This window comes from Pseudarthrobacter oxydans (assembly GCF_013314975.1).
Lineage (GTDB): Bacteria > Actinomycetota > Actinomycetes > Actinomycetales > Micrococcaceae > Arthrobacter > Arthrobacter oxydans.
The window spans coordinates 211,219-231,576 of sequence record NZ_JABTYH010000001.1; the positions used below are offsets into that span (position 1 = coordinate 211,219).

Sequence of the window (20,358 nt, forward strand, 5' to 3'; positions counted from 1 at the left end):
CCGTGGGCAACCTGCCGGCCGGAGGGACTGAAGGGTCAGGTACTGCTGCCGGAGGGAACCACCGGGCAGGCCCTACCGGTCCAGGACGCTGAGCCCCGGCAGTTCCTTGCCTTCGAGGTATTCCAGGCTGGCACCGCCGCCGGTGGATATATGGCCGAACTGGTCGTCGGCGAACCCGAGCGTGCGGACCGCAGCGGCAGAGTCTCCGCCGCCGACCACGGTGAACGCTTCGGTTTCGGTGAGGGCCTGGGCGATGGCGCGGGTGCCGGCGGAGAAGGCTTCGAACTCGAAGACACCCATCGGGCCGTTCCAGAACACCGTCCTAGCTCCCTTGATCCGCTCGGCGAATGCTGCCGCCGAGTCCGGTCCAATGTCCAGTCCGATGCCCTGGGCACCGAAACTGCTGCCCTCGATGTTGTCCGCAGGGACGGTCTCGTGGGCGGCGTCTGCGGCGAATTTCTCCGCCACCACGACGTCCGTGGGCACGACGAACTCCGTGCCGGCGTCCGCTGCCCGCTTGAGGTAATCCTGGACCACGGGAATCTGGTCCTCCTCGAGCAGGCTGGAAGCCACTTTGTGCCCTGCTGCGGCGAGGAACGTGAAGAGCATTCCGCCGCCCACCAGGATGGTGTCAGCCTTGCCCAGCAGGTTGTCGATGACGGCCAGCTTGTCCGAGACCTTGGAGCCGCCGAGCACCACCACGTAGGGGCGCTGGGTGTCCGTGGTGAGCTTCCGCAGGACTTCCACCTCGGTGTGCACAAGGTCGCCGAGGTAGGACGGAAGCCGGGTGGCGACGTCGTACACGCTGGCGTGCTTGCGGTGCACGGCTCCGAAGGCGTCGTCCACGTAGGCGCCGTTTTCACCGGTCAGGGCCACCAGTTCGTCAGCGAAGGCGCCGCGCTCGGCGTCGTCCTTGCTGGTTTCGCGGGGATCGAACCGGACGTTCTCGAGGACAAGGACCTCGCCGTCCTGCAGGGACGCTGCGGCCTCTCTGGCGGCGCTGCCGACGGTGTCGGCGGCGAGGGTGACTTTGAAGCCGGCCAGGTCAGCCAGGCGGCTTACTGCGGGCCGAAGGGAGTATTTCTCCTCGGGGGCGCCCTTGGGGCGTCCGAGGTGGGCTGTTACCAGCACGCGGGCACCGGCGTCCGTGAGCTTTGACAGCACTGGCAGTGAGGCCTTGATGCGGCCGTCGTCAGTGACTGTAGAGCCGTCGAGCGGCACATTCAGGTCACTTCGAACCAGAATGTACCGCCCGCGGACACCTTCAGCGATGAGTTCGTTGAGGGTGTTTGATGTCATGTGTCTAACCCTAGCCCAGCTTGGCTGCGACAAGCTCCGTGAGGTCGACGAGGCGGTTGGAGTAGCCCCATTCGTTGTCATACCAGGAAACAACCTTGACCTGGTTGCCGATCACCTTGGTCAGGCCGGAGTCGAAGATGGACGAAGCCGGGTCGCCGACGATGTCGCTGGAAACGATGGGCTCGTCGGTGTAGGTCAGGAAACCCTGCAGTTCCTCGGACTCGGCAGCGCGCTTGAGGGCGGCGTTGACTTCCTCCACGGTGGTCTCGCGGGAGACCGTGACCGTCAGGTCGGTGGCGGAGCCGGTGGGCACGGGAACGCGGATGGCGTAGCCGTCCAGCTTGCCCTTGAGTTCGGGCAGCACCAGGCCGATGGCCTTGGCGGCACCGGTGGACGTGGGCACCATGTTGATGGCGGCGGCGCGGGCGCGGCGCAGGTCCTTGTGCGGGCCGTCCTGCAGGTTCTGGTCGGCGGTGTAGGCGTGGACCGTGGTCATGAGGCCGCGCTCGATGCCGAACTCGTCGTTGACCACCTTGGCCAGCGGGCCGAGGCAGTTGGTGGTGCAGGAAGCGTTGGAGATGATGTGGTGCGTGGCGTTGTCATACAGGTTGTGGTTCACGCCCATCACGATGGTGATGTCCTCGTCCGAGGCAGGAGCGGAAATCAGGACCTTCTTGGCGCCGGCATCGATGTGCTTCTGGGCGTCGGCGGCCTTGGTGAAGAAGCCGGTGGATTCGATCACGATGTCCACGCCCAGCTCGCCCCACGGAAGGTTGGCGGGGTCACGCTCGGCGAGGACCTTGACGACGGTGCCGTTGACGACGATGTTGCCGTCTTTGACCTCGATGGTTTCCTTCAGGCGGCCGCCGACGGAGTCGTACTTGAAGAGGTGTGCGAGTGCTTCGGGGCTGGTGAGGTCGTTGACTGCAACGATCTCCAGGTCCGCGCCCTGTGCGAGTGCTGCGCGGAAGTAGTTGCGGCCAATACGGCCAAAGCCGTTGATACCAATACGGGTCGTCACTTGTTCAGTCTCCTTGGTGCTTTCAGAAGCACAACTAGTTGAGCGGGCTATCAAGCCAACTAACAGATCCCGCACGCCATTGGGCAGAGATGATTTACATACGGAGGGCGACCAGCCTCATTGCTGAAGGCTAACCGCCTTCCGTGACCTATCTTACGTTTAACTGGGTCCGCCCCCGCAAGTGCGGGGGCGGACCGTCCACATCCCGGCCTTTATATGTCCGGATTGTGAAGTTTGTTACACCGTGGTGAGGTGCACCTCACTACGGAAGCGTGATGAGACCCGTGGCGCTGGTGCGGGCAGCCTCGAAGCGCTTTGCGACGTCGGCCCAGTTGACGATGTTCCAGAACGCCTTGACGTAGTCCGCCTTCACGTTGACGTAGTCCAGGTAGAAGGCGTGCTCCCACATGTCCAGCATCAGCAGCGGGGTGGTGCCGAGCGCAACGTTGCCCTGCTGGTCGTAGAGCTGCTCGATGACCAGGTTGCCGCCGATGGGCTCGTAGGCGAGGAAGCCCCAGCCGGAGCCCTGCAGGCCCAGTGCCGCCGCGGAGAACTGGGCACGGAAGGCGTCGAAGGAGCCGAACGCGTCATCGATGGCCGCTGCGAGTTCACCCTCGGGCTTGTCGCCGCCGTCCGGGGAAAGGTTGTTCCAGAACACCGAGTGGTTCACGTGCCCGCCGGTGTGGAAGGCGAGGTCCTTGGAGAGCCGGTTGATGTTGGCGAAGTCGCCCTTCTCCCGGGCTTCCGCCAGCTGGGCCAGGGCGTTGTTGGCGCCGGCCACGTAGGCTGCGTGGTGCTTGCTGTGGTGCAGCTCCATGATCCGCGCGGAAATATGCGGCTCCAGGGCGGCGTAGTCGTAGCTGAGTTCGGGCAATACGTACTCGGTCACAAAATCCTCCAATATCGTGGACATTCGGTCCGGTTGGTAACTCTCGGATTATGCATCCGGGCGGCTGGCGCCCGGAATCTTTTTGATTCTATGGGGCTGTCACTCATCCAGCATTTCAGGCGTCACATTGGCGTCCGTCCCCGGGATGCCGAGGTCGAGGGCACGCTTGTCGGCCATGGCCAGCAGCCGGCGGATCCGGCCGGCAATGGCGTCTTTGGTCATGACCGGGTCCGCGAGCCGTCCCAGCTCATCCAGGCTGGCCTGCTTGTGCGCCACCCGGAGTTCGCCGGCGTACTTCAGGTGGTCCGGAACGTCGTCGCCGAGGATCTCAAGGGCCCTGTCCACGCGGGCTCCCGCCGCCACGGCCGCCTGGGCGGAGCGGCGCAGGTTGGCGTCGTCGAAGTTGGCCAGGCGGTTGGCGGTGGCCCGGACCTCCTTGCGCATCCGCCGTTCCTCCCACACCATCAGCGCATCATGGGCGCCCATCCGGGTAAGGAGGGCGGCGATGGTGTCGCCGTCGCGGATGACCACCCGGTCCACACCGCGGACTTCGCGGGCCTTCGCCTGGATATCCAGCCGGCGTGCAGCGCCCACGAGCGCCAGTGCGGACTCCGGCCCCGGGCAGGTGACCTCAAGGGAGGAAGAGCGCCCGGGTTCCGTCAGCGAACCGTGCGCCAGGAAGGCGCCGCGCCAGACGGCTTCGGCGTCCGCGGCGGAACCGTTGACGACGGCGGACGGCAGCCCGCGCACGGGGCGTCCGCGGCCGTCGAGGAGGCCTGTCTGGCGGGCCAGCGCCTCGCCGTCGCGGACCACCCGGACCACGTAGCGGCTGGCCCGGCGCAGTCCCCCGGCGGAGACCACGATGATTTCGCTCTGGTGTCCGTAGACTTCGGCGATGGCTGCCCGCAGGCGCCGCGCCGTGGAGGCGAGGTCCACTTCCGCCTCGATGACGATGCGGCCGGAGATGATGTGCAGCCCGCCCGCAAAACGGAGCATGGCGGAAACCTCGGCCTTGCGCACTGATGACTTTTTGATGTCCAGACGGGACAGTTCTTCTTTGACCGATGCTGTCAGTGCCATGGCACCTTCCTAACTGTTCCCAAAAATGTCCTGGTACGCCGTCGCCAGACGCAAGGGGTCGTGGACGGGACGGCGGCCCGACGCCCCTACTTTACCCAAGACCACCTCGGCGCCGATCATCGCGGCGGCTTTCTCGAACTCCTGCCGGTCCGGGACGGAGGCGGGATCGGCAAGGACCACGTCCACGCTGAACCCGGGGGCGTAGCGCCGCAGCACGTCCAGGTGGTCGGCGGCGGTCATGCCCGTTGTTTCCTTCGTGTCCGTGGCCAGGTTCATGGTCAGGCAGCGCTTGGCAGGTGTCTGGCACAGTGCCTGGCGCATCTCGGGCAGGAGGAGGTGCGGGAGCACGGAGGTGTACCAGGAGCCGGGGCCCAGGATCACCCAGTCCGCGAGCTCGATGGCCGTGAGGGCTTCGACGCAGGCCGGGGCTGCCTCGGGCAGGAGCCGCACCTGCTCCAGGGATCCTGCCACGGCACAGCGGGCCTGCCCCCGGATGGTCTGGAGGGCGGTGCCGCCGTCCGGGGCGTTGACGCGCACATCCCCCTCGATGGTGAGCGGCACGGTGGACATGGGCAGGACCTGGCCGCGTGCCCCCAGCAGCGCGCCTGCCCACCTGAGCCCGGCGACGGCGTCGCCCAGCAGCTCCCAGAGGGTCACAATGAGGAGGTTTCCCATGGCATGTTCGTCCAGGGATCCGCCCGGGCCCCTGCCGGGACGGAAGCGGTGCTGCATAACGTCCCGCCAGGTGCGTCCCCAGTCGGTGTCGTCGCATAGCGCGGACAGCGCCATCCGCAGGTCGCCCGGCGGAAGGACGCCGTACTCTTCGCGCAGGCGCCCGGAGGATCCGCCGTCGTCCGCTACTGTCACCACGGCCGTCAGGTCGGAGGTGAGCAGGCGCAGGGCGGAGAGTGAGGCGGACAGGCCGTGGCCGCCGCCCAAGGCAACAACGTTGGGCCCCTTGTCATGCTGGCCCGCTGCGGACCCCGCGGGCGGGACCAGCGGCAGGGCGCCGGTGAAGAGCGACATTACTCCCGACCCAGATCCCGGTGGGTGGTGGTCACCGTGACTCTTGGGTACTGCGCCAGCTTCTTGGAAAGCTCGACGGCGACCGCCACCGAGCGGTGCTTGCCGCCCGTGCAGCCCACCGCGATGGTGGCGTAGTGCTTGTTCTCGCGGCGGTAGCCGTCCAGGACAGGCTCAAGTGCCATGACGTAGCGGTCCACGAAGTTCTTGACGCCCTCGGCCTCAAGCACGTAGTCGCTGACGTCCTTGTCCAGGCCGGTGTGCGGGCGCAGTTGGGGCACCCAGTGCGGGTTGGGGATGAACCTGACGTCGGCCACATAGTTGGCGTCCACGGGCAGGCCGTACTTGAAGCCGAAGCTCATGACGTTCAGGCGCAGGGCTACGGGACCGGTTTCGCTGAACAGTTCGGTGATGGCCGTGGCGAGGCCGTGCACGTTGTAGCCGGACGTATCCAGCACGACGTCGGAGCTGTCGCGGAGTTCCTGCAGCAGCTCACGTTCCGCAGCGATTCCGTCCAGGATCCGGCCGCCGCCCTGCAGCGGGTGCGGCCGGCGGCCCTGTTCGAACCTTCGGACCAGGACGTTGTCGCTGGCGTCGAGAAAGAGCACGCGGAAGGTGACACCGCTGGCGGCCAGGGCTCCCAGCGCTGCGCGGATATCCGCGAACAGGCCCTTGCTGCGGACGTCGATGACCACTGCGAGCCGCGGAATGGACTGCGGGGCGTGGGACACCAGCTCCGCCAGGGTCCCCAGCATCTGCGGCGGCAGGTTTTCCACGACGTACCAGCCGTGGTCCTCGAGGGCGTCAGCGGCGGTGCTCCGCCCGGCGCCGGACATTCCGGTGACTACCAGCAGCTCCGCTTCGAGGGGCTTGACGGGCTGCAGCCCGTCCTCCCCGGCTCCGGATTCCGCCGTCGTGTCTGCCATTAAGTCCGCCCCGTTTCTGTTGTTGTCCCGCAGGCTGCCGCGTTGGCGGAAACCCCGTTCTTTACCCTAGCCAAGTTTCTTCGAAGTCCGCTAAGTTTCGATCACTTCGCCGGTGGTCATATTGATGGCCGGCACCGGAGCCGCTCCGGCACCGTCCGGGGCGAAGTGGTTGACGATCGCGCTGGCCAGGGCCGGCCCGATGCCTTTCGCCTGCGACAGCTCCGCGGCCGAGGCGGCCTTGACGCCCTTGACCGAACCGAAGTGGGCCAGCAGTGCCTTGCGCTTGGACGCGCCAAGGCCAGGCACCCCGTCCAGGGCGGAAACGGTCATCGCTTTCCCCCGCTTTTGCCGGTGGAAGGAGATGGCGAACCGGTGCGCCTCGTCCCGGATCCGCTGCAGCAGGTACAGCCCCTGCGATGTCCTGGGCAGGATCACCGGGAAGTCACTGTCCGGCAGCCATACTTCCTCCAGGCGCTTGGCAAGGCCCACCACATAGACGTCCTCGATGCCCAGGTCCGCGAGGGCGCGGGCTGCAGCGTTGACCTGCGGCTTGCCGCCGTCCACCACCACCAGGTTGGGCGGATAGGCGAACTTTGCCCGCGGCGCCGGCGTGGTGGTGTCCAGCGAGCTGTCCTGTCCCTGTGCGGGTTCCTGCTCCAGGTCCTGCTCCAGGTCCGGCCCGTCAGCGGACAGGGCGGCCTCATCCACCTGCGCCGACTTGTCCTGGAGGTAGTGGCGGAACCGGCGCGTCAGCACATCGTGCATGGCCGCGGTATCGTCCGCTGCGGCGGGTCCGGTGACCGAGAACTTCCGGTAGTCGGATTTCTTGGGCAGTCCGTCTTCCACCACCACCATGGAGGCCACCACGTTGGTGCCCTGCACGTGCGAGACGTCGAAGCATTCGATCCGCAGGAGCGGGACTGGAAGGTCAAGCGCCTCCTGCAGCTCCTGGAGTGCCTGGGACCTCACGGTCAGGTCCCCGGCGCGCCGTGTCTTGTGGAGTTTCAGGGCGTGTTCGGCGTTCTCCCTGACCGTGGACAGCAGGGTTGCCTTGTCCCCCCGCTGGGGCACGCGGATGTCAACCTTTGCACCCCGGAGTCCGCTGAGCCACTGCGCCAGCTCGTCGGCGTTGCTTGGGGTGACGGGAACCAGGACCTCCCGGGGCAGCCTCCCATGGCTGTCGCCGTCTTCACCGTAAACCTGCTGCAGCAGATGCTCCACAAGGTCCGGGGTGGTGGAATCCTCCACCTTTTCAACCACCCAGCCCCGCTGGCCGCGGATCCGGCCGCCGCGGACGTGGAACACCTGGACGGCGGCTTCGAGTTCGTCCTCGTGCAGGGCGAAGATATCGGCGTCCGTCTCGTCTGCGAGGACAACGGCGTTGCGCTCAAAGACCTTGCGCAGGGCGCTGATGTCATCGCGGACCCGGGCGGCGCGCTCGTAGTCAAGCTCGGCCACGGCTTCGGCCATCTGCTTTTCCAGCTTGACGATGAAGCGTTTGGCCTCCCCGCCCATGAACGCGCAGAAATCCTCGGCCAGGGCACGGTGGTCCGGCGGGGAAATCCGGCCCACGCAGGGGGCTGAACACTTGTCGATGTAGCCCAGGAGGCACGGCCGGCCGCTGGCTTCCGCGCGCTTGAACACCCCGGCGCTGCAGCTCCGCACCGGAAAGACGCGGAGCAGGGTGTCCATGGTCTCGCGGATGGCACCGGCCGTGTAGGGGCCGAAGTAGCGGGTGCCCTTTCGCTTGTCGCCGCGCATCACCTGGACGCGCGGATACTTCTCGTTCAGGGTCACGGCCAGGTAGGGGTAGGTTTTGTCGTCCCGGAAGACGACGTTGAAGCGCGGCTTGAATTCCTTGATCCAGGTGTATTCCAGCTGCAGCGACTCTAGCTCGCTGCCCACCACAGTCCATTCGACGCTGCTGGCCGCGTGGACCATGGCGTAGGTCTTGGGCAGCAGCCCGGCGGGGTTGGCGAAATAGGAGTTCAGGCGGGAGCGCAGGCTTTTCGCCTTTCCCACGTAGATGACCCGGCCGTGCTGGTCGCGGAACCGGTACACCCCGGGGTTGGTGGGAATTTCACCCGTCTTCGGCCTGTAACTTGCTGGATTTGCCACCTATACAGTCTACTGAGGCGCCGGCAGGACTTATTCCACGGTCTTGCTCTGGTTGTAGCTGGTGGACCGTTCCTGGCCGCTGAGCTCGGCGATTGCGTCCATGATGCGGTCCGTCACTTCGCGGCGGGCCGGCAGCGAATGGTCGGGGCCGGTCTTATCGAAGTACAGCGGCTCCCCCACCTTCATGGTGAAGTGCTGGGGCCGCACGCCGCTTTCACCCGCGCGCTGGAGGTTCTCGGTTCCGATCAGGCCAACGGGGATGACCGGCGCGCCGGTGGTCAGGGCAAGCCAGCCCACGCCGGTGCGGCCGCGGTAGAGGATGCCGTCCCGGGAGCGCGTGCCTTCGGGGTAGATGCCGATGCCCTTGCCGGATTCCAGGATGTCCAGCAGCGTCTTGAGCGCCTGCACGCTGGCTGCCTGTTCGCCACGTTCCACGGGGATGGAGCCGACGGACTCGAAGAAGGCTTTCATGACCTTGCCCTTGACGCCGCCGGTGGTGAAGTATTCGGCTTTGGCGAAGAACGCGACGGGCCGGGGCATCAATGCCTGGACAATGACGCTGTCGAAGAATGAAAGGTGGTTGGGGGCCACGATGAACGGCCCGTCGGTTGGGACGTTTTCAAGTCCGACGACGGTGGGCCGGCAGGTGCCTGAGATCAGGCTGCGGGTGGTCCAGCGTACGGCATCAAACATTGCCATCGTTGGTCACCCCGCTCATGGCAGCCGCGTGGACAGCCTGCATCCGTCCGATCAGTTCCGCGAGGCCTTCCGCAGTTTCCACGATGGCCACGGCACCTGCCTCTTCCAGTTCGCCGTCCGGGGCGAATCCCCATGCCACCCCGATGCAGTCCAGGCCGTTGGCGATGGCACCGGAAACGTCCTGCGCCCGGTCCCCCACCATGACGGCATGCTGAGTGTCCAGGTCCCTGAGTGCGGCGGCGATGATGTCGGTCTTGCCCAGGGGGATCCCCTGCACGGCGCTCTCGTCATCCGCGGAACCGTGGATGCCGTGGAAAAGCCCGTCCACGCCATGGTGCTCCAGTACCGTGCGGGCCAGGCGCTGCGGTTTCTGGGTGGCAACAGCCACCGGCAGCCCGGCTGCGGCGAAGGCTTCCAGGACTTCGCGGACGCCCGGGTAGATGCGGCTCTGAGCGATTCCGGTGGCAACGTAGTACTCGCGGTAGAGACGGATGACGTCATCCAGGAGGTCCGCCGGCACCTGTGCCACGTTCAGCAGGGCATCACTGAGCTTCGGCCCGATCATCGAGTGGAGCAGGTCCTGGCCGGGAACCGGCAGGCCCACGGCACGCAGCGCCGAGGCAATTCCGTCTGTTATCCCACCAGCCGGATCGACAAGAGTGCCGTCCAGGTCAAAGATCACGGGCACTGTTGTTTGAGTCACCGGGTTAGTTTCTCACGACAGCACTCATGCCTGAAACTCGCATACGCGGAACGGAATACTTGTGCGGTCCTACTCCAGGATTTCGGCCAGGAAAGCAGCAGTGTGGCTGGTGGTGGACTTGGCAACCTGCTCCGGTGTTCCCGACGCAACCACCTGGCCGCCGCCGGAACCGCCGTCAGGGCCCAGGTCCACGATCCAGTCCGCGCTTTTGATGACGTCCAGGTTGTGTTCGATGGTGATCACGGTGTTGCCCTTGTCCACCAGCCCCTGGAGGACCATCAGCAGCTTGCGGATGTCCTCGAAGTGGAGCCCGGTGGTGGGCTCGTCCAGGACGTACACACTGCGTCCGTTGGACCGCTTCTGCAGCTCCGCGGCCAGCTTGACGCGCTGGGCCTCGCCGCCGGAGAGCGTGGTGGCGGGCTGGCCCAGCCGGACGTAGCCCAGCCCCACGTCCACCAGCGTGTTGAGGTGCCGTGCGATCGGCGAGAAGGCAGCGAAGAACTCCGCCCCCTCCTCGATGGGCATGTTCAGGACGTCCGCGATGGTCTTGCCCTTGTAATGCACCTCAAGGGTTTCCCGGTTGTAGCGTGCGCCATGGCATACCTCGCACGGGACGTAGACATCCGGCAGGAAGTTCATTTCGATTTTCAGGGTGCCGTCACCGGAGCAGGCCTCGCAGCGGCCACCCTTGACGTTGAACGAGAACCTGCCGGGAAGGTAGCCGCGCACCTTGGCTTCGGTGGTTTCGGCAAAGAGCTTCCGGATGTTGTCGAAGACGCCCGTGTACGTGGCGGGGTTGGAGCGCGGGGTGCGGCCGATGGGGCTCTGGTCCACATGGACAACCTTGTCCAGGTGTTCCAGGCCCTGGACAGTCTTGTGCCGGCCAGCCACCTGCTTGGCGCCGTTGAGCTTGTTGGCCAGGACCTTGTACAGGATTTCGTTGACCAGGGTGGACTTGCCCGAGCCGCTCACCCCGGTAACGGCAGTGAAGAGGCCCAGCGGGAAGGCAGCGTCCACATTCACGAGGTTGTTCTCCCGCGCCCCCACAACCTTCAGCTCCCGCTTCTTGTCGTACTTGCGGCGCTTTTTGGGGACTTCGATCGATTTGCGGCCGGACAGGTAGTCTCCGGTCAGCGACGCAGTGTTGTCCAGCAGCTCCTTATAGGAGCCGGAGTGGACCACCTGGCCGCCGTGCTCCCCCGCACCGGGCCCGATGTCCACAATCCAGTCGGCAACATGGATGGTGTCTTCGTCGTGTTCAACGACGATCAGCGTGTTTCCCATGTCCCGCAGACGGGTGAGGGTGTCAATCAGCCGACGGTTGTCCCGCTGGTGCAGGCCGATGGACGGCTCATCCAGCACATAGAGGACTCCCACCAGGCCGGAACCTATCTGGGTCGCCAGGCGGATGCGCTGCGCCTCGCCGCCGGAAAGCGTCGCGGACGGACGTTCCAGGTTCAGGTATTCAAGGCCAACATCCAGCAGGAACGTCAGGCGCGCCTGGATCTCCTTGAGCACCTGGTGGGCGATCTGCGCTTCGCGGCCGGTCAGCACCAGGTTGTTCAGGAAGTCGGCGCAGTCGCGCATGGGAAGGGCGGCGACGTCGGCAATCGACTTGCCGTTGATCAGCACGGACAACGACGCCGGGTTGAGCCGGGCACCGTTGCAGGCGGGGCAGGGAACCTGGCGCATGTACTCTTCGTAGCGGTCGCGGGCCCAGTCCGAGTCCGTCTCGCCGTGCTTGCGGTGGACGTACTGGATGGCGCCTTCGAACCCGGTGCTGTATTTGCGTTCCCGGCCAAAGCGGTTCCGGTACTGCACCACCACTTTGTGGTCCTTGCCGTGCAGGACGGTCTGGCGGACGTCCTTGCCCAGTTTCTCCCACGGGGTGTCCATGGAGAAGCCGAGCTCCTTGGCCAGGCCCTCCAGCAGCCTGTTCCAGTACTCCGTGGTGGCCGTGCCCAGCGACCACGGTGCGATGGCGCCCTCGCCCAGGGAGAGTTCCGGGTTGGGAACGATCAGTTCCTCGTCCACTTCCAGCTTTGTGCCGATGCCGCTGCAGGCCGCGCAGGCGCCGAAGGGGTTGTTGAACGAGAAGGAGCGGGGCTCAATCTCGTCGATGGCAAGGGGGTGTTCGTTGGGGCAGGCCAGGTTTTCGGAGAAAGCCCGCAGCCGGCCGGGATCGTCTGCCTCAAGGTCCACGAACTCTGCCAGGACGCGGCCCTCGGCCAGGCCCAGAGCCGTCTCGATGGAGTCCGTGAGCCGCTGGCTGATGCCTTCCTTGACCACCAGGCGGTCCACGACCACCTCGATGGTGTGCTTGAACTGCTTGCCGAGCTTGGGCGGATCGCTCAGCTGCACCAGGTTTCCGTCCACCCGTGCGCGGGAGTAGCCCTTGGCAGTCAGTTCCTTGAAAAGATCGACAAACTCGCCTTTGCGCCCGCGCACCACGGGAGCAAGCACTTGGAAGCGGGTGCCCTCGTCAAGCTCCAGCAGCTGGTCCACGATCTGCTGGGGCGTCTGCTTGGCCACAGGCTCGCCGCACACGGGGCAGTGGGGACGGCCAACACGGGCCCAGAGCAGGCGCATGTAGTCGTAGATTTCGGTGATGGTGCCCACCGTGGAGCGGGGGTTCTTGCTGGTGGACTTCTGGTCGATGGAAACTGCCGGCGACAACCCCTCGATGAAATCGACGTCGGGCTTGTCCACCTGGCCCAGGAACTGGCGGGCGTAGGCGGACAGCGATTCGACGTAGCGCCGCTGGCCCTCCGCGAAGATGGTGTCAAAGGCAAGGGAGGATTTCCCGGATCCGGAGAGCCCGGTGAAGACGATCATGGCATCCCGGGGCAGATCGAGGTCCACGTTGCGGAGGTTGTGCTCGCGGGCGCCCTTCACCACAAGGCGGGAGAGGTCCGGGCGCTGCGGGGCAGCCGCAGGGGGGACAGTTAATGCAGTGGAGGGGGCGGAGGTTTCTTCAGCTACGGCTTTAGGCACCCCATAATGCTAATCGAAAACTTCTTCGAACTTGCACGGTTCCGCCCTCAGGGAACATCGTAGGCCGCGGCCAGCAGCTTCACGGCCTCGGCGAACGTGGCGCCCTGCGCCTTGGCGGCGGCGGCGTAGGCTGCGGCCGCGGCGGAGAGCCCGCCGAGACGTTCATCACGTGCACACACCACCGTGCCGTTCCGGCCGCGGGTCGCCACGATTCCGGCCGCCTCGAGCTCCTTATAGGCCCGGGCCACCGTGTGCGGCGCAACGTCCAGGACCTCGGCCAGGGCGCGGACCGCGGGCAGCCTGGTTCCGGGAGGGAGGGATCCGTTGTCGGCCAGGTGGATGACGTGCAGCCGGAGCTGCTCGTACAACGCCACAGTGCTGGCGGTGTTGGGCCTCCACGTTCCGGGAAAGCCGGCTGCCGGCGTCATATGCCCGCCTCGAGAGCGCCAGTCCGGCCCGTGCCGGCGGAGAACTGGGCGTTGTGCAGCCGGGCGTAGTAGCTGTTGGCAGCCAGGAGGCTGTGGTGCGTGCCCTGCTCAACGATGCGTCCATGGTCCATGACCAGAATTAGATCAGCGTTGCGGATGGTGGACAAACGGTGGGCTATGACGAAGCTGGTCCTGCCCTGCCGCAGGCGCTGCATGGCCTGGCGGATCAGGAGCTCGGTCCTGGAGTCAACAGAACTCGTGGCTTCGTCCAGGATCAGGACCGCCCTGCCGGCCAGTTGCGCGCGGGCGATGGTGAGCAGTTGCCGCTGGCCCTGGCTCAGGGGTTCACCACCGTTTTCCAGGACTGTGTCGTAACCGCAGGGCAACGCCCTCACGAACCTGTCCACGTAACTGGCCTCCGCCGCCGCGGTAATGCAGCTCTCCGTTGCCCCCGGCCGGCCGTAGGCAATGTTTTCCCGGATGGTGCCGGCGAAGAGCCATGCATCCTGCAGCACTACCCCGAACTGCTCCCGGAGCCGGTCCCGGGACATGGCGGCAATGTCCGTCCCCCCCATGGTTATTCGGCCGGAGCCGGGCTCGTAGAACCGCATCAGGAGGTTCACCACTGTGGTCTTGCCCGCCCCCGTGTGCCCCACGATGGCCACCGTCTGGCCGGGCTCCACGGAAAAGGAGAGGTTGTGTACTGCCGGGGCAGATTCCGGATAGCCGAAGGTGACGTCATTGAACTCGATGCGTCCGCCCGGCGGTACCGCTTTGGCCTCCGCGGGTTCCGGAGGATCCTCCTCCGTATCAAGGAGGGCAAAAACGCGCGCGGCGGAGGCCACGCAGGACTGGATAAGGTTCAGCATGCCGCCGATCTGTCCCACTGGCTGGGTGAAAAGCCTGCTGAACTGGATGAAAGCCTGGATCCCGCCGATGGTCATGGCGCCGGCGATGACCTGGAGGGCACCCACCACGGCCACGGCGATGTAGTTGAGGTTGGAGATCAGCACCATCAGGGGCTGCACCATACCGGCCGAGTACTGGGCTTTCGTGGCTGCGCGCGCAAGCCTGTCATTGCTCCGGCTGAAAGTCTCTGCGGCCTGGGCCTGGTGCCCGAAGGCCTTGATGACCTCGTGTCCTGAGACAAACTCCTCTACGTGCGCATTCAGCTCGCCGGTCTCCGTCCACTGCCCTGCGAAGTGTGCCTGCGAACGGCGGGCCACGAGAACGGTGATCAGGGTGGACAGCGGCACGGTGGCAATGGCGATCGCTGCGAGCAGGGGCGAGATCCAGAGCATCATGGCCAGGGACCCGCACAGCATCAGGACGGACATGATCAACTGCGTCAGGAGCTGGTTCATGGCCTGGGCAATATTGTCGATGTCGTTCGTGGCACGGCTCAGGACGTCGCCCCGGGACCGTTCCCGGAAATAGGCGGACGGCAGCCGGTGCAGCTTGTCCTCCAGCGCAGCCCGCAGGCCGTACATGAGCCCCTGGACGGAACGGGCCGTCAGCGCGCCCTGGATCCAGTTGAACAGTGAAGCAAGGACATACATCAGGGAAACGCCGGCCAGCAGGAAGCCAAGCCGCCCGTGGTCCAAAGCTCCCTGGAACACCCCTTCCACCACCACGTCCGTGGCGTCGCCCAGGTATTTCGGCGCCGCCACGTTGAGTCCCGCGAAGGCGCACGTGGCCGCCACGGCGCCGAGCATGAAACGCCTGAACGGCCGCAGCCGGCCCAGGAGCCGTCCGGCCGTAGGCCAGAACTTTTCAGCCGCTCCGGGAGCTGCAGCCGGCGGCGTCATGCCGGTCCGTCCAGCGCCAGCTGCGAGTCTGCAATCTCCCGGTAGGTTGACGAAGTTTCCAGCAGCTCCAGGTGCGTACCCTGCGCCACCAGCCGTCCGCCGTCGAGGACCAAAATAAGGTCCGCGTTCTCGACGGCGGAGATCCGTTCCGCGACCACAATCACCGTGGCGTCAGTGAGCCGGGCTGCCAGCGCCTGCCGCAGCCTGGTGTCGGTGTCGTAGTCCAGGGCCGAAAAGCTGTCGTCGAACAGGTAGAGCGGACTCTTGCGGAGAAGGGCCCTCGTGATGCACAGCCGCTGGCGCTGGCCGCCGGAAAGATTCGTTCCGCCCTGGCCCACGGGCGTGGCAAGCCCCAGCGGCAGCTCACGCATGAACCGCATGGTCTGCGCTGCCTCAAGGGCATCCCATAACTCTTCATCCGTGGCATCCGGCGCTGCCATCCGGAGGTTGTCGGCAATGGTGCCCGAAAACAGGTGGGAGTGCTGGGGGACGATCGACATGGCTGCGCGCAGGGTGTCCAGCGGCAGGTCCTTGATGTCCACACCATCCAGGCTGATGGTCCCGGCCGTGGAATCGAGGAACCGGGGAATCAGGTTGAGCAGTGTGGACTTACCACTGCCTGTAGAGCCCACGATGGCCGTGGTGGTTCCCGGCCCGGCAGTGAAGGTGATCTCCGCCAGGACTGGCTCTTCCGCGCCGGGATAGGAAAAACCCACCCGATTGAACTTCACAACACCCTTGGCGTCCTGCAGGAAGCCGCTGCCCGCCGTCCGTGGCCCGGCTCCGGTATCCTGCGGATCGCGTACCGACGGTTCAGTGGTGAGGACCGCTCCGATACGCTCCGCGCAGACTGCTGCCCGCGGCGCCGTCATCAGGACGTACATCGCCATCATGATGGCCAGCAGGATTTGCAGGATATAGGCGATGAAGGCGGCCAGCGCCCCGATGTTCATCAGGCCCGCCTGGATCCGGTGGCCGCCCAGCCACACAACGGCCACGGAAGAAATGTTCACCACGAGCATGATCAGCGGCAGCATTCCTGCCACCAGGAGGGCTGACTGGAGATTGTTGGCCGTCAGGCTGCTGTTGGTCCGCGCGAAGCGCCGGACCTCGTGGTCCTGGCGGACGAAGGCACGGATGACATTGGCTCCCATGATCTGTTCGCGGAGGATGCCGCCGGCGCGGTCCAGGAGGTCCTGGCCCTCGCGGTAGAGGGGAATGAGGCGCCGCACGATGAGGTACATGATCAGCAGGAGCACCGGCACGATGACGATCACCACCGCAGACAGTGCCACGTCCTGCTGGAGGGCAAGGACGATGCCGCCCAGGCCCATTGCCGGTCCCGCTACCAGCATGGTGAACACCAGCACGGAGAAGGCCTGGATCTGCTGGGTGTCATTGGTGGCCCGGGTGGTAAGGCTCTGGGTGCCGAAGGCTGCCACTTCCTGCGAGGACAGTGACTGGATCTTGGTAAAAATTTCGGCCCGAAGCTGGTGCCCGATCCTCATTGCCACCACGGCCGCCAGGTAGCCGGCCGCTATGGCAGCCGCTGCCTGGACGACGGCCACGGCCGCCATGACGGTGCCCAGGCCGGTGATGACCGCATTGTTGCCGGCCACGATCCCGTCGTCGATGATCGCGGCGTTGACCGTAGGCAGCATCAGCGTGGCGGCCGTCTGGACCAACTGGAGAACAACGATGGCAACCACAGGGCCTTTGTGGGCCCCGAGCAGCCGCCTCATCAGTCCGATCAGCAACGTACCTCCACTCAGGTCAGTCAGCCGAGGGGGCAGCCGGCGGTAGCCTCTCCCCCATCAGCCACCCCGTTATTGTAAGCCAGATCACTTTCCACTGTTGTCACACCACGTGACTGCATTGTCGAGGTCCCCAAGCGGCTGGATCCTGGTCACGGGTTCTTGCGGCCCACCGCAAAAATCCTGCGGAAGGGATACACCGTGCCATGCCCGGTCTGTGGGTAGGCCTCCCGGAGCGCTGCTGCGTACTCCGCCTCGAACCCGGCGGCATCGGGCGCGGACAGGGCAGCCAGGACGGGGCGGAGCGCCGTGCCGCGGACCCACTCCAGGACAGCGTCCCTGCCTGGCAGGACCTGCTGGTAGGTGGTCTCCCAGGCATCGGCTGCATACCCGGCGTCGAGCAGGATGCGGAGGTAGTCCGCAGGCTCGCCCACCGACTCCCCGCCCCGCAGGACGCCGCCAAGTTGTGGCTCCCACGTCGCCGAGGCAGCCAGCCCGCGCATCAGTGCGTGGGACGGGGCATTGAAGTTCCCGGGAACCTGCAGGGCGAACCAGGCGCCGGGCCGGAGGGCATCCAGCCACGCACGCATCATCTCCTGGTGGCCCGGCACCCACTGGAGGGCGGCATTGCTCACCACCACATCAGTCTCCGTGGAGGGCTTCCAGCCGGCGATGTCAGCCTGCTCGAAGCGCAGGCCCCCGCCTGCCCCGGTCAGCGCCGCCGCTTTGGCCAGCATCTCGGCAGAGGAGTCGACCCCCACCACGTCCGCGGAGGGCCAGCGCTCCGCCAGCGTCGCTGTCAGGTTTCCCGGCCCGCAGCCAAGGTCCACCACCTGTACCGGACGGTCCGCGTGGATCCTCCCCGTCAGATCGAAAAAGGGCCGATCCCGGTAATCGCCGAACTGGACGTATTTCGCCGGATCCCATTCCATGTCCATCTCCACGTCTTGAAGCCGTCACGTCTACGGGCGAAGCCTAACCCGGGCCCGGCGGAAACCCGGGCCCGGCCGGGCACTAAGCTGGAAATCAATGAAACTCGTTGATCAGCTGACCCAACTTTCCGCCCCCAGCCTGCCTGCCGGCGTCGACCCCGATGACCTCTATACCCGGTTTGTGGAGTGGACAGAAAGCCGGGGACTTGCCCTGTATCCGGCACAGGACGAGGCCATCATGGAGCTGGCAACCGGGGCCAACGTCATTTTGGCGACGCCCACCGGGTCCGGGAAGTCCCTGGTGGCCATCGCCGCCCACTTCCAGGCCATGGCCCAGGGCCGCCGCAGTTACTACACTGCGCCCATCAAGGCGCTGGTCTCCGAGAAGTTCTTTGCCCTGTGCGACATCTTCGGTGCGGAGAACGTCGGGATGATCACGGGCGATTCCGGCGTGAACCAGGATGCCCCCATCATCTGCTGCACGGCGGAGATCCTGGCCAACACCGCACTCCGCGAAGGGGCGGCCGCGGAGCTGGGGACCGTCATCATGGACGAGTTCCATTTCTACTCCGACCCGCAGCGCGGCTGGGCCTGGCAGGTGCCCCTGCTGGAGCTCCCGCAAGCACAGTTCCTCCTGATGTCTGCCACGCTGGGCGACGTCAGCCGGTTCGAGGAAGGCCTGACGCATCTGACCGGGCGGCCCACCACCACGGTGAGTTCAGCCGAGCGGCCCATTCCGCTGCATTACTACTACCACGAGACGCCGGTCCACGAGACCCTGGAGGAACTGCTCTCCACCAAACAGGTGCCGGTGTACGTGGTGCACTTCAGCCAGATCGAAGCGATCGACCGCGCCCAGACCCTGATGAGCATCAACGTCTGCACCCGCGAGGAAAAGGACGCGATCGCCGAGCTGATCGCGAACTTCCGGTTCGCCGCCGGCTTCGGCAAGACGCTGAACCGGCTGGTCCGCCACGGCATCGGCGTGCACCACGCGGGGATGCTCCCCAAGTACCGCCGGCTGGTGGAACAACTCGCCCAGGCGGGGCTGCTGAAGGTCATTTGCGGCACTGACACCCTGGGGGTGGGCATCAACGTGCCCATCCGCACCGTCCTCCTGACCGCCCTGAGCAAATACGACGGCGTCCGCACCCGCCTGCTTAACTCCCGTGAGTTCCACCAGATTGCGGGCAGGGCCGGCCGGGCCGGGTACGACACTGCCGGGACCGTGGTGGTCCAGGCACCCGAGCACGTGACCGAAAATGTGAAGGCCATGGCCAAGGCCGTCGCCAAATTCGGTGACGACCAGAAGAAGCTCCGCCAGGTGGTCAAGAGGAAGCCGCCGGAGGGGTTCGTGAGCTGGGGCGAACCAACGTTCAAACGGCTCGTCGAATCGGTGCCGGACCCGTTGACATCGAGTTTCACCGTGACCCACGCAATGCTGATGAACCTGATGGAACGCCCCGGCGACCCGTTCGCCGCTGCCCGCCGCCTGCTGACCGAAAACCACGAGTCCAGGTCCTCCCAGCTGCAGCTCATGAAGAAGGCGCTGGGCATATACAGGGAGTTGCTCGCGGCGGAAGTCGTGGAACGGATCCCGGCCGACGAGCAGGGAGCGGATGGCCGCACGGTCCGGCTGACCGTGCATCTCCAGCCGAACTTCGCACTCAACCAGCCGCTGTCCCCCTTCGCACTTGCCGCCCTGGAACTCCTGGACCCGGAGTCGCCGTCGTACGCCCTGGACGTTGTCTCCGTGATCGAGGCGACCCTGGAGAAGCCGCGCCAGATCCTCTCCGCCCAGCAGAAGAAGGCCCGCGGCGAAGCGGTGGCGGCCATGAAGGCGGACGGCATCGACTACGACCAGCGGATGGCCATGCTGGACAGCGTCACCTACCCCCAGCCCCTGGCGGAAATCCTGGGCGAAGCCTTCGAGGTGTACCGGAAGGCCGCGCCCTGGGTGGGGGACTTCGAGCTGGCGCCCAAGTCGGTGGTCCGGGACATGTACGAGCGCGCCATGAACTTCGGCGAGTTCGTCCAGTTCTACGGACTGGCCCGGTCGGAGGGCATCGTCCTGCGGTACCTCGCGGACGCCTTCAAGGCCCTCCGCCAGACTGTGCCGCAGGACATGCTCCGCGATGACCTGGAGGATCTCGTCGCGTGGCTCGGCGAGCTGGTCCGGCAGGTGGACTCCAGCCTCCTGGACGAATGGGAGGAACTTGCGTCCGGCCTGGCACCCACACCGCATGACGCTCCCCCGCCTCCCCCGCCGTCGCTCACGTCCAACATCCGGGCCTTCCGGGTGATGGTCCGCAACGAGATGTTCCGCCGCGTGGAACTCTTTGCGGACGAGGACGCGGCAGCGCTGGGCGAACTCGACGGCGCCGCAGGCTGGAACGCCGAGCGCTGGGAAGACGCCCTGGATGACTACTTCGACGAACACGACGACATCGGAACCGGGCCGGATGCCCGCGGACCGGCACTGCTCATCATCACCGAGGAACGGGACCAGTGGAAGGTACGGCAGATCTTCGACGATCCGGCCGGCAACCACGACTGGGGAATTTCCGCCGAGGTGGACCTGGCTGCCTCGGACGAAACCGGAACGGCTGTGATCAGGGTGACGGAGGTCAACCGGCTTTGAGCGGTCACACGCCGGAGCTGGAACCTGACGGTAAGCTCGAACA

The 20,358-nt window shown here is 65.9% G+C and carries 15 protein-coding genes; 1 reads left to right on the forward strand and 14 read right to left on the reverse strand.

Annotation, left to right across the window (positions count from 1 at the left end; genetic code table 11):
* Nucleotides 1-72: 72 nt before the first annotated feature.
* From HTS88_RS00980 to HTS88_RS01045, 14 genes are all read right to left on the reverse strand, one after another.
* The gene (locus tag HTS88_RS00980) at nt 73-1,299 is read right to left on the reverse strand and encodes a phosphoglycerate kinase (protein WP_174174585.1); all 1,227 of its coding nucleotides are present in this window, start codon (nt 1,297-1,299) and stop codon (nt 73-75) included.
* A gap of 10 nt (nt 1,300-1,309) precedes the next feature.
* The gene (gap, locus tag HTS88_RS00985; RefSeq protein WP_104187307.1) at nt 1,310-2,320 is read right to left on the reverse strand and encodes a type I glyceraldehyde-3-phosphate dehydrogenase; all 1,011 of its coding nucleotides are present in this window, start codon (nt 2,318-2,320) and stop codon (nt 1,310-1,312) included.
* Between the two features lie 262 nt (nt 2,321-2,582).
* Nucleotides 2,583-3,209: a superoxide dismutase gene (locus HTS88_RS00990; protein WP_066280635.1), complete on the reverse strand. Its 627-nt coding sequence runs from the start codon at nt 3,207-3,209 to the stop codon at nt 2,583-2,585.
* A 99-nt stretch (nt 3,210-3,308) separates the two neighbouring features.
* Nucleotides 3,309-4,289, reverse strand: a complete 981-nt coding sequence (gene whiA / locus HTS88_RS00995; RefSeq protein WP_015937022.1) for a DNA-binding protein WhiA — start codon at nt 4,287-4,289, stop codon at nt 3,309-3,311.
* Nucleotides 4,290-4,298: 9 nt separating this feature from the next.
* Nucleotides 4,299-5,315: a gluconeogenesis factor YvcK family protein gene (locus HTS88_RS01000; protein WP_104187311.1), complete on the reverse strand. Its 1,017-nt coding sequence runs from the start codon at nt 5,313-5,315 to the stop codon at nt 4,299-4,301.
* Nucleotides 5,315-6,238: an RNase adapter RapZ gene (rapZ, locus tag HTS88_RS01005; RefSeq protein WP_104187314.1), complete on the reverse strand. Its 924-nt coding sequence runs from the start codon at nt 6,236-6,238 to the stop codon at nt 5,315-5,317. The genes HTS88_RS01000 and rapZ overlap by 1 nt, the downstream gene beginning before the upstream one ends.
* Nucleotides 6,239-6,328: 90 nt before the next feature.
* Nucleotides 6,329-8,356, reverse strand: a complete 2,028-nt coding sequence (gene uvrC, locus HTS88_RS01010) for an excinuclease ABC subunit UvrC (protein WP_174174587.1) — start codon at nt 8,354-8,356, stop codon at nt 6,329-6,331.
* A 30-nt stretch (nt 8,357-8,386) separates the two neighbouring features.
* Nucleotides 8,387-9,055 (reverse strand): lysophospholipid acyltransferase family protein, encoded by a 669-nt coding sequence (locus tag HTS88_RS01015; protein ID WP_174174589.1) that lies wholly within the window; start codon nt 9,053-9,055, stop codon nt 8,387-8,389.
* Complete coding sequence (locus tag HTS88_RS01020) at nt 9,042-9,758, reverse strand: HAD hydrolase-like protein (protein WP_174174590.1); 717 nt, start codon at nt 9,756-9,758, stop codon at nt 9,042-9,044. Before HTS88_RS01020 ends, HTS88_RS01015 begins: the two co-directional genes overlap by 14 nt.
* A 69-nt stretch (nt 9,759-9,827) precedes the next feature.
* Nucleotides 9,828-12,752, reverse strand: a complete 2,925-nt coding sequence (uvrA, locus tag HTS88_RS01025; protein WP_174174592.1) for an excinuclease ABC subunit UvrA — start codon at nt 12,750-12,752, stop codon at nt 9,828-9,830.
* A gap of 47 nt (nt 12,753-12,799) precedes the next feature.
* Nucleotides 12,800-13,180 carry a GntR family transcriptional regulator gene (locus HTS88_RS01030; RefSeq protein ID WP_174174594.1) on the reverse strand — a complete coding sequence of 127 codons (381 nt, stop codon included), beginning with the start codon at nt 13,178-13,180 and terminating at the stop codon, nt 12,800-12,802.
* Nucleotides 13,177-14,988, reverse strand: a complete 1,812-nt coding sequence (locus tag HTS88_RS01035; RefSeq protein WP_246255871.1) for an ABC transporter ATP-binding protein — start codon at nt 14,986-14,988, stop codon at nt 13,177-13,179. The genes HTS88_RS01030 and HTS88_RS01035 overlap by 4 nt, the downstream gene beginning before the upstream one ends.
* Nucleotides 14,985-16,730: an ABC transporter ATP-binding protein gene (locus HTS88_RS01040; protein WP_174174797.1), complete on the reverse strand. Its 1,746-nt coding sequence runs from the start codon at nt 16,728-16,730 to the stop codon at nt 14,985-14,987. The genes HTS88_RS01035 and HTS88_RS01040 overlap by 4 nt, the downstream gene beginning before the upstream one ends.
* 164 nt (nt 16,731-16,894) lie before the next feature.
* Nucleotides 16,895-17,674, reverse strand: a complete 780-nt coding sequence (locus HTS88_RS01045) for a trans-aconitate 2-methyltransferase (RefSeq protein WP_174174596.1) — start codon at nt 17,672-17,674, stop codon at nt 16,895-16,897.
* A 97-nt stretch (nt 17,675-17,771) separates the two neighbouring features.
* Here HTS88_RS01045 and HTS88_RS01050 point away from each other — a divergent pair, with 97 nt between their 5' ends.
* Nucleotides 17,772-20,315: a DEAD/DEAH box helicase gene (locus HTS88_RS01050; protein WP_174174598.1), complete on the forward strand. Its 2,544-nt coding sequence runs from the start codon at nt 17,772-17,774 to the stop codon at nt 20,313-20,315.
* Nucleotides 20,316-20,358: the final 43 nt, after the last annotated feature.

Bases quoted from the DNA above. Each gene is read 5' to 3' on its own strand.
- HTS88_RS00980 (WP_174174585.1), bottom strand. From the start codon at position 1,299: ATGACATCAAACACCCTCAACGAACTCATCGCTGAAGGTGTCCGCGGG.
- HTS88_RS01040 (WP_174174797.1), bottom strand. From the start codon at position 16,730: ATGAGGCGGCTGCTCGGGGCCCACAAAGGCCCTGTGGTTGCCATCGTT.
- rapZ (WP_104187314.1), bottom strand. From the start codon at position 6,238: ATGGCAGACACGACGGCGGAATCCGGAGCCGGGGAGGACGGGCTGCAG.
- HTS88_RS01045 (WP_174174596.1), bottom strand. From the start codon at position 17,674: ATGGAATGGGATCCGGCGAAATACGTCCAGTTCGGCGATTACCGGGAT.
- HTS88_RS01030 (WP_174174594.1), bottom strand. From the start codon at position 13,180: ATGACGCCGGCAGCCGGCTTTCCCGGAACGTGGAGGCCCAACACCGCC.
- HTS88_RS01000 (WP_104187311.1), bottom strand. From the start codon at position 5,315: ATGTCGCTCTTCACCGGCGCCCTGCCGCTGGTCCCGCCCGCGGGGTCC.
- whiA (WP_015937022.1), bottom strand. From the start codon at position 4,289: ATGGCACTGACAGCATCGGTCAAAGAAGAACTGTCCCGTCTGGACATC.
- HTS88_RS01015 (WP_174174589.1), bottom strand. From the start codon at position 9,055: ATGGCAATGTTTGATGCCGTACGCTGGACCACCCGCAGCCTGATCTCA.
- HTS88_RS01050 (WP_174174598.1), top strand. From the start codon at position 17,772: ATGAAACTCGTTGATCAGCTGACCCAACTTTCCGCCCCCAGCCTGCCT.
- HTS88_RS01035 (WP_246255871.1), bottom strand. From the start codon at position 14,988: ATGACGCCGCCGGCTGCAGCTCCCGGAGCGGCTGAAAAGTTCTGGCCT.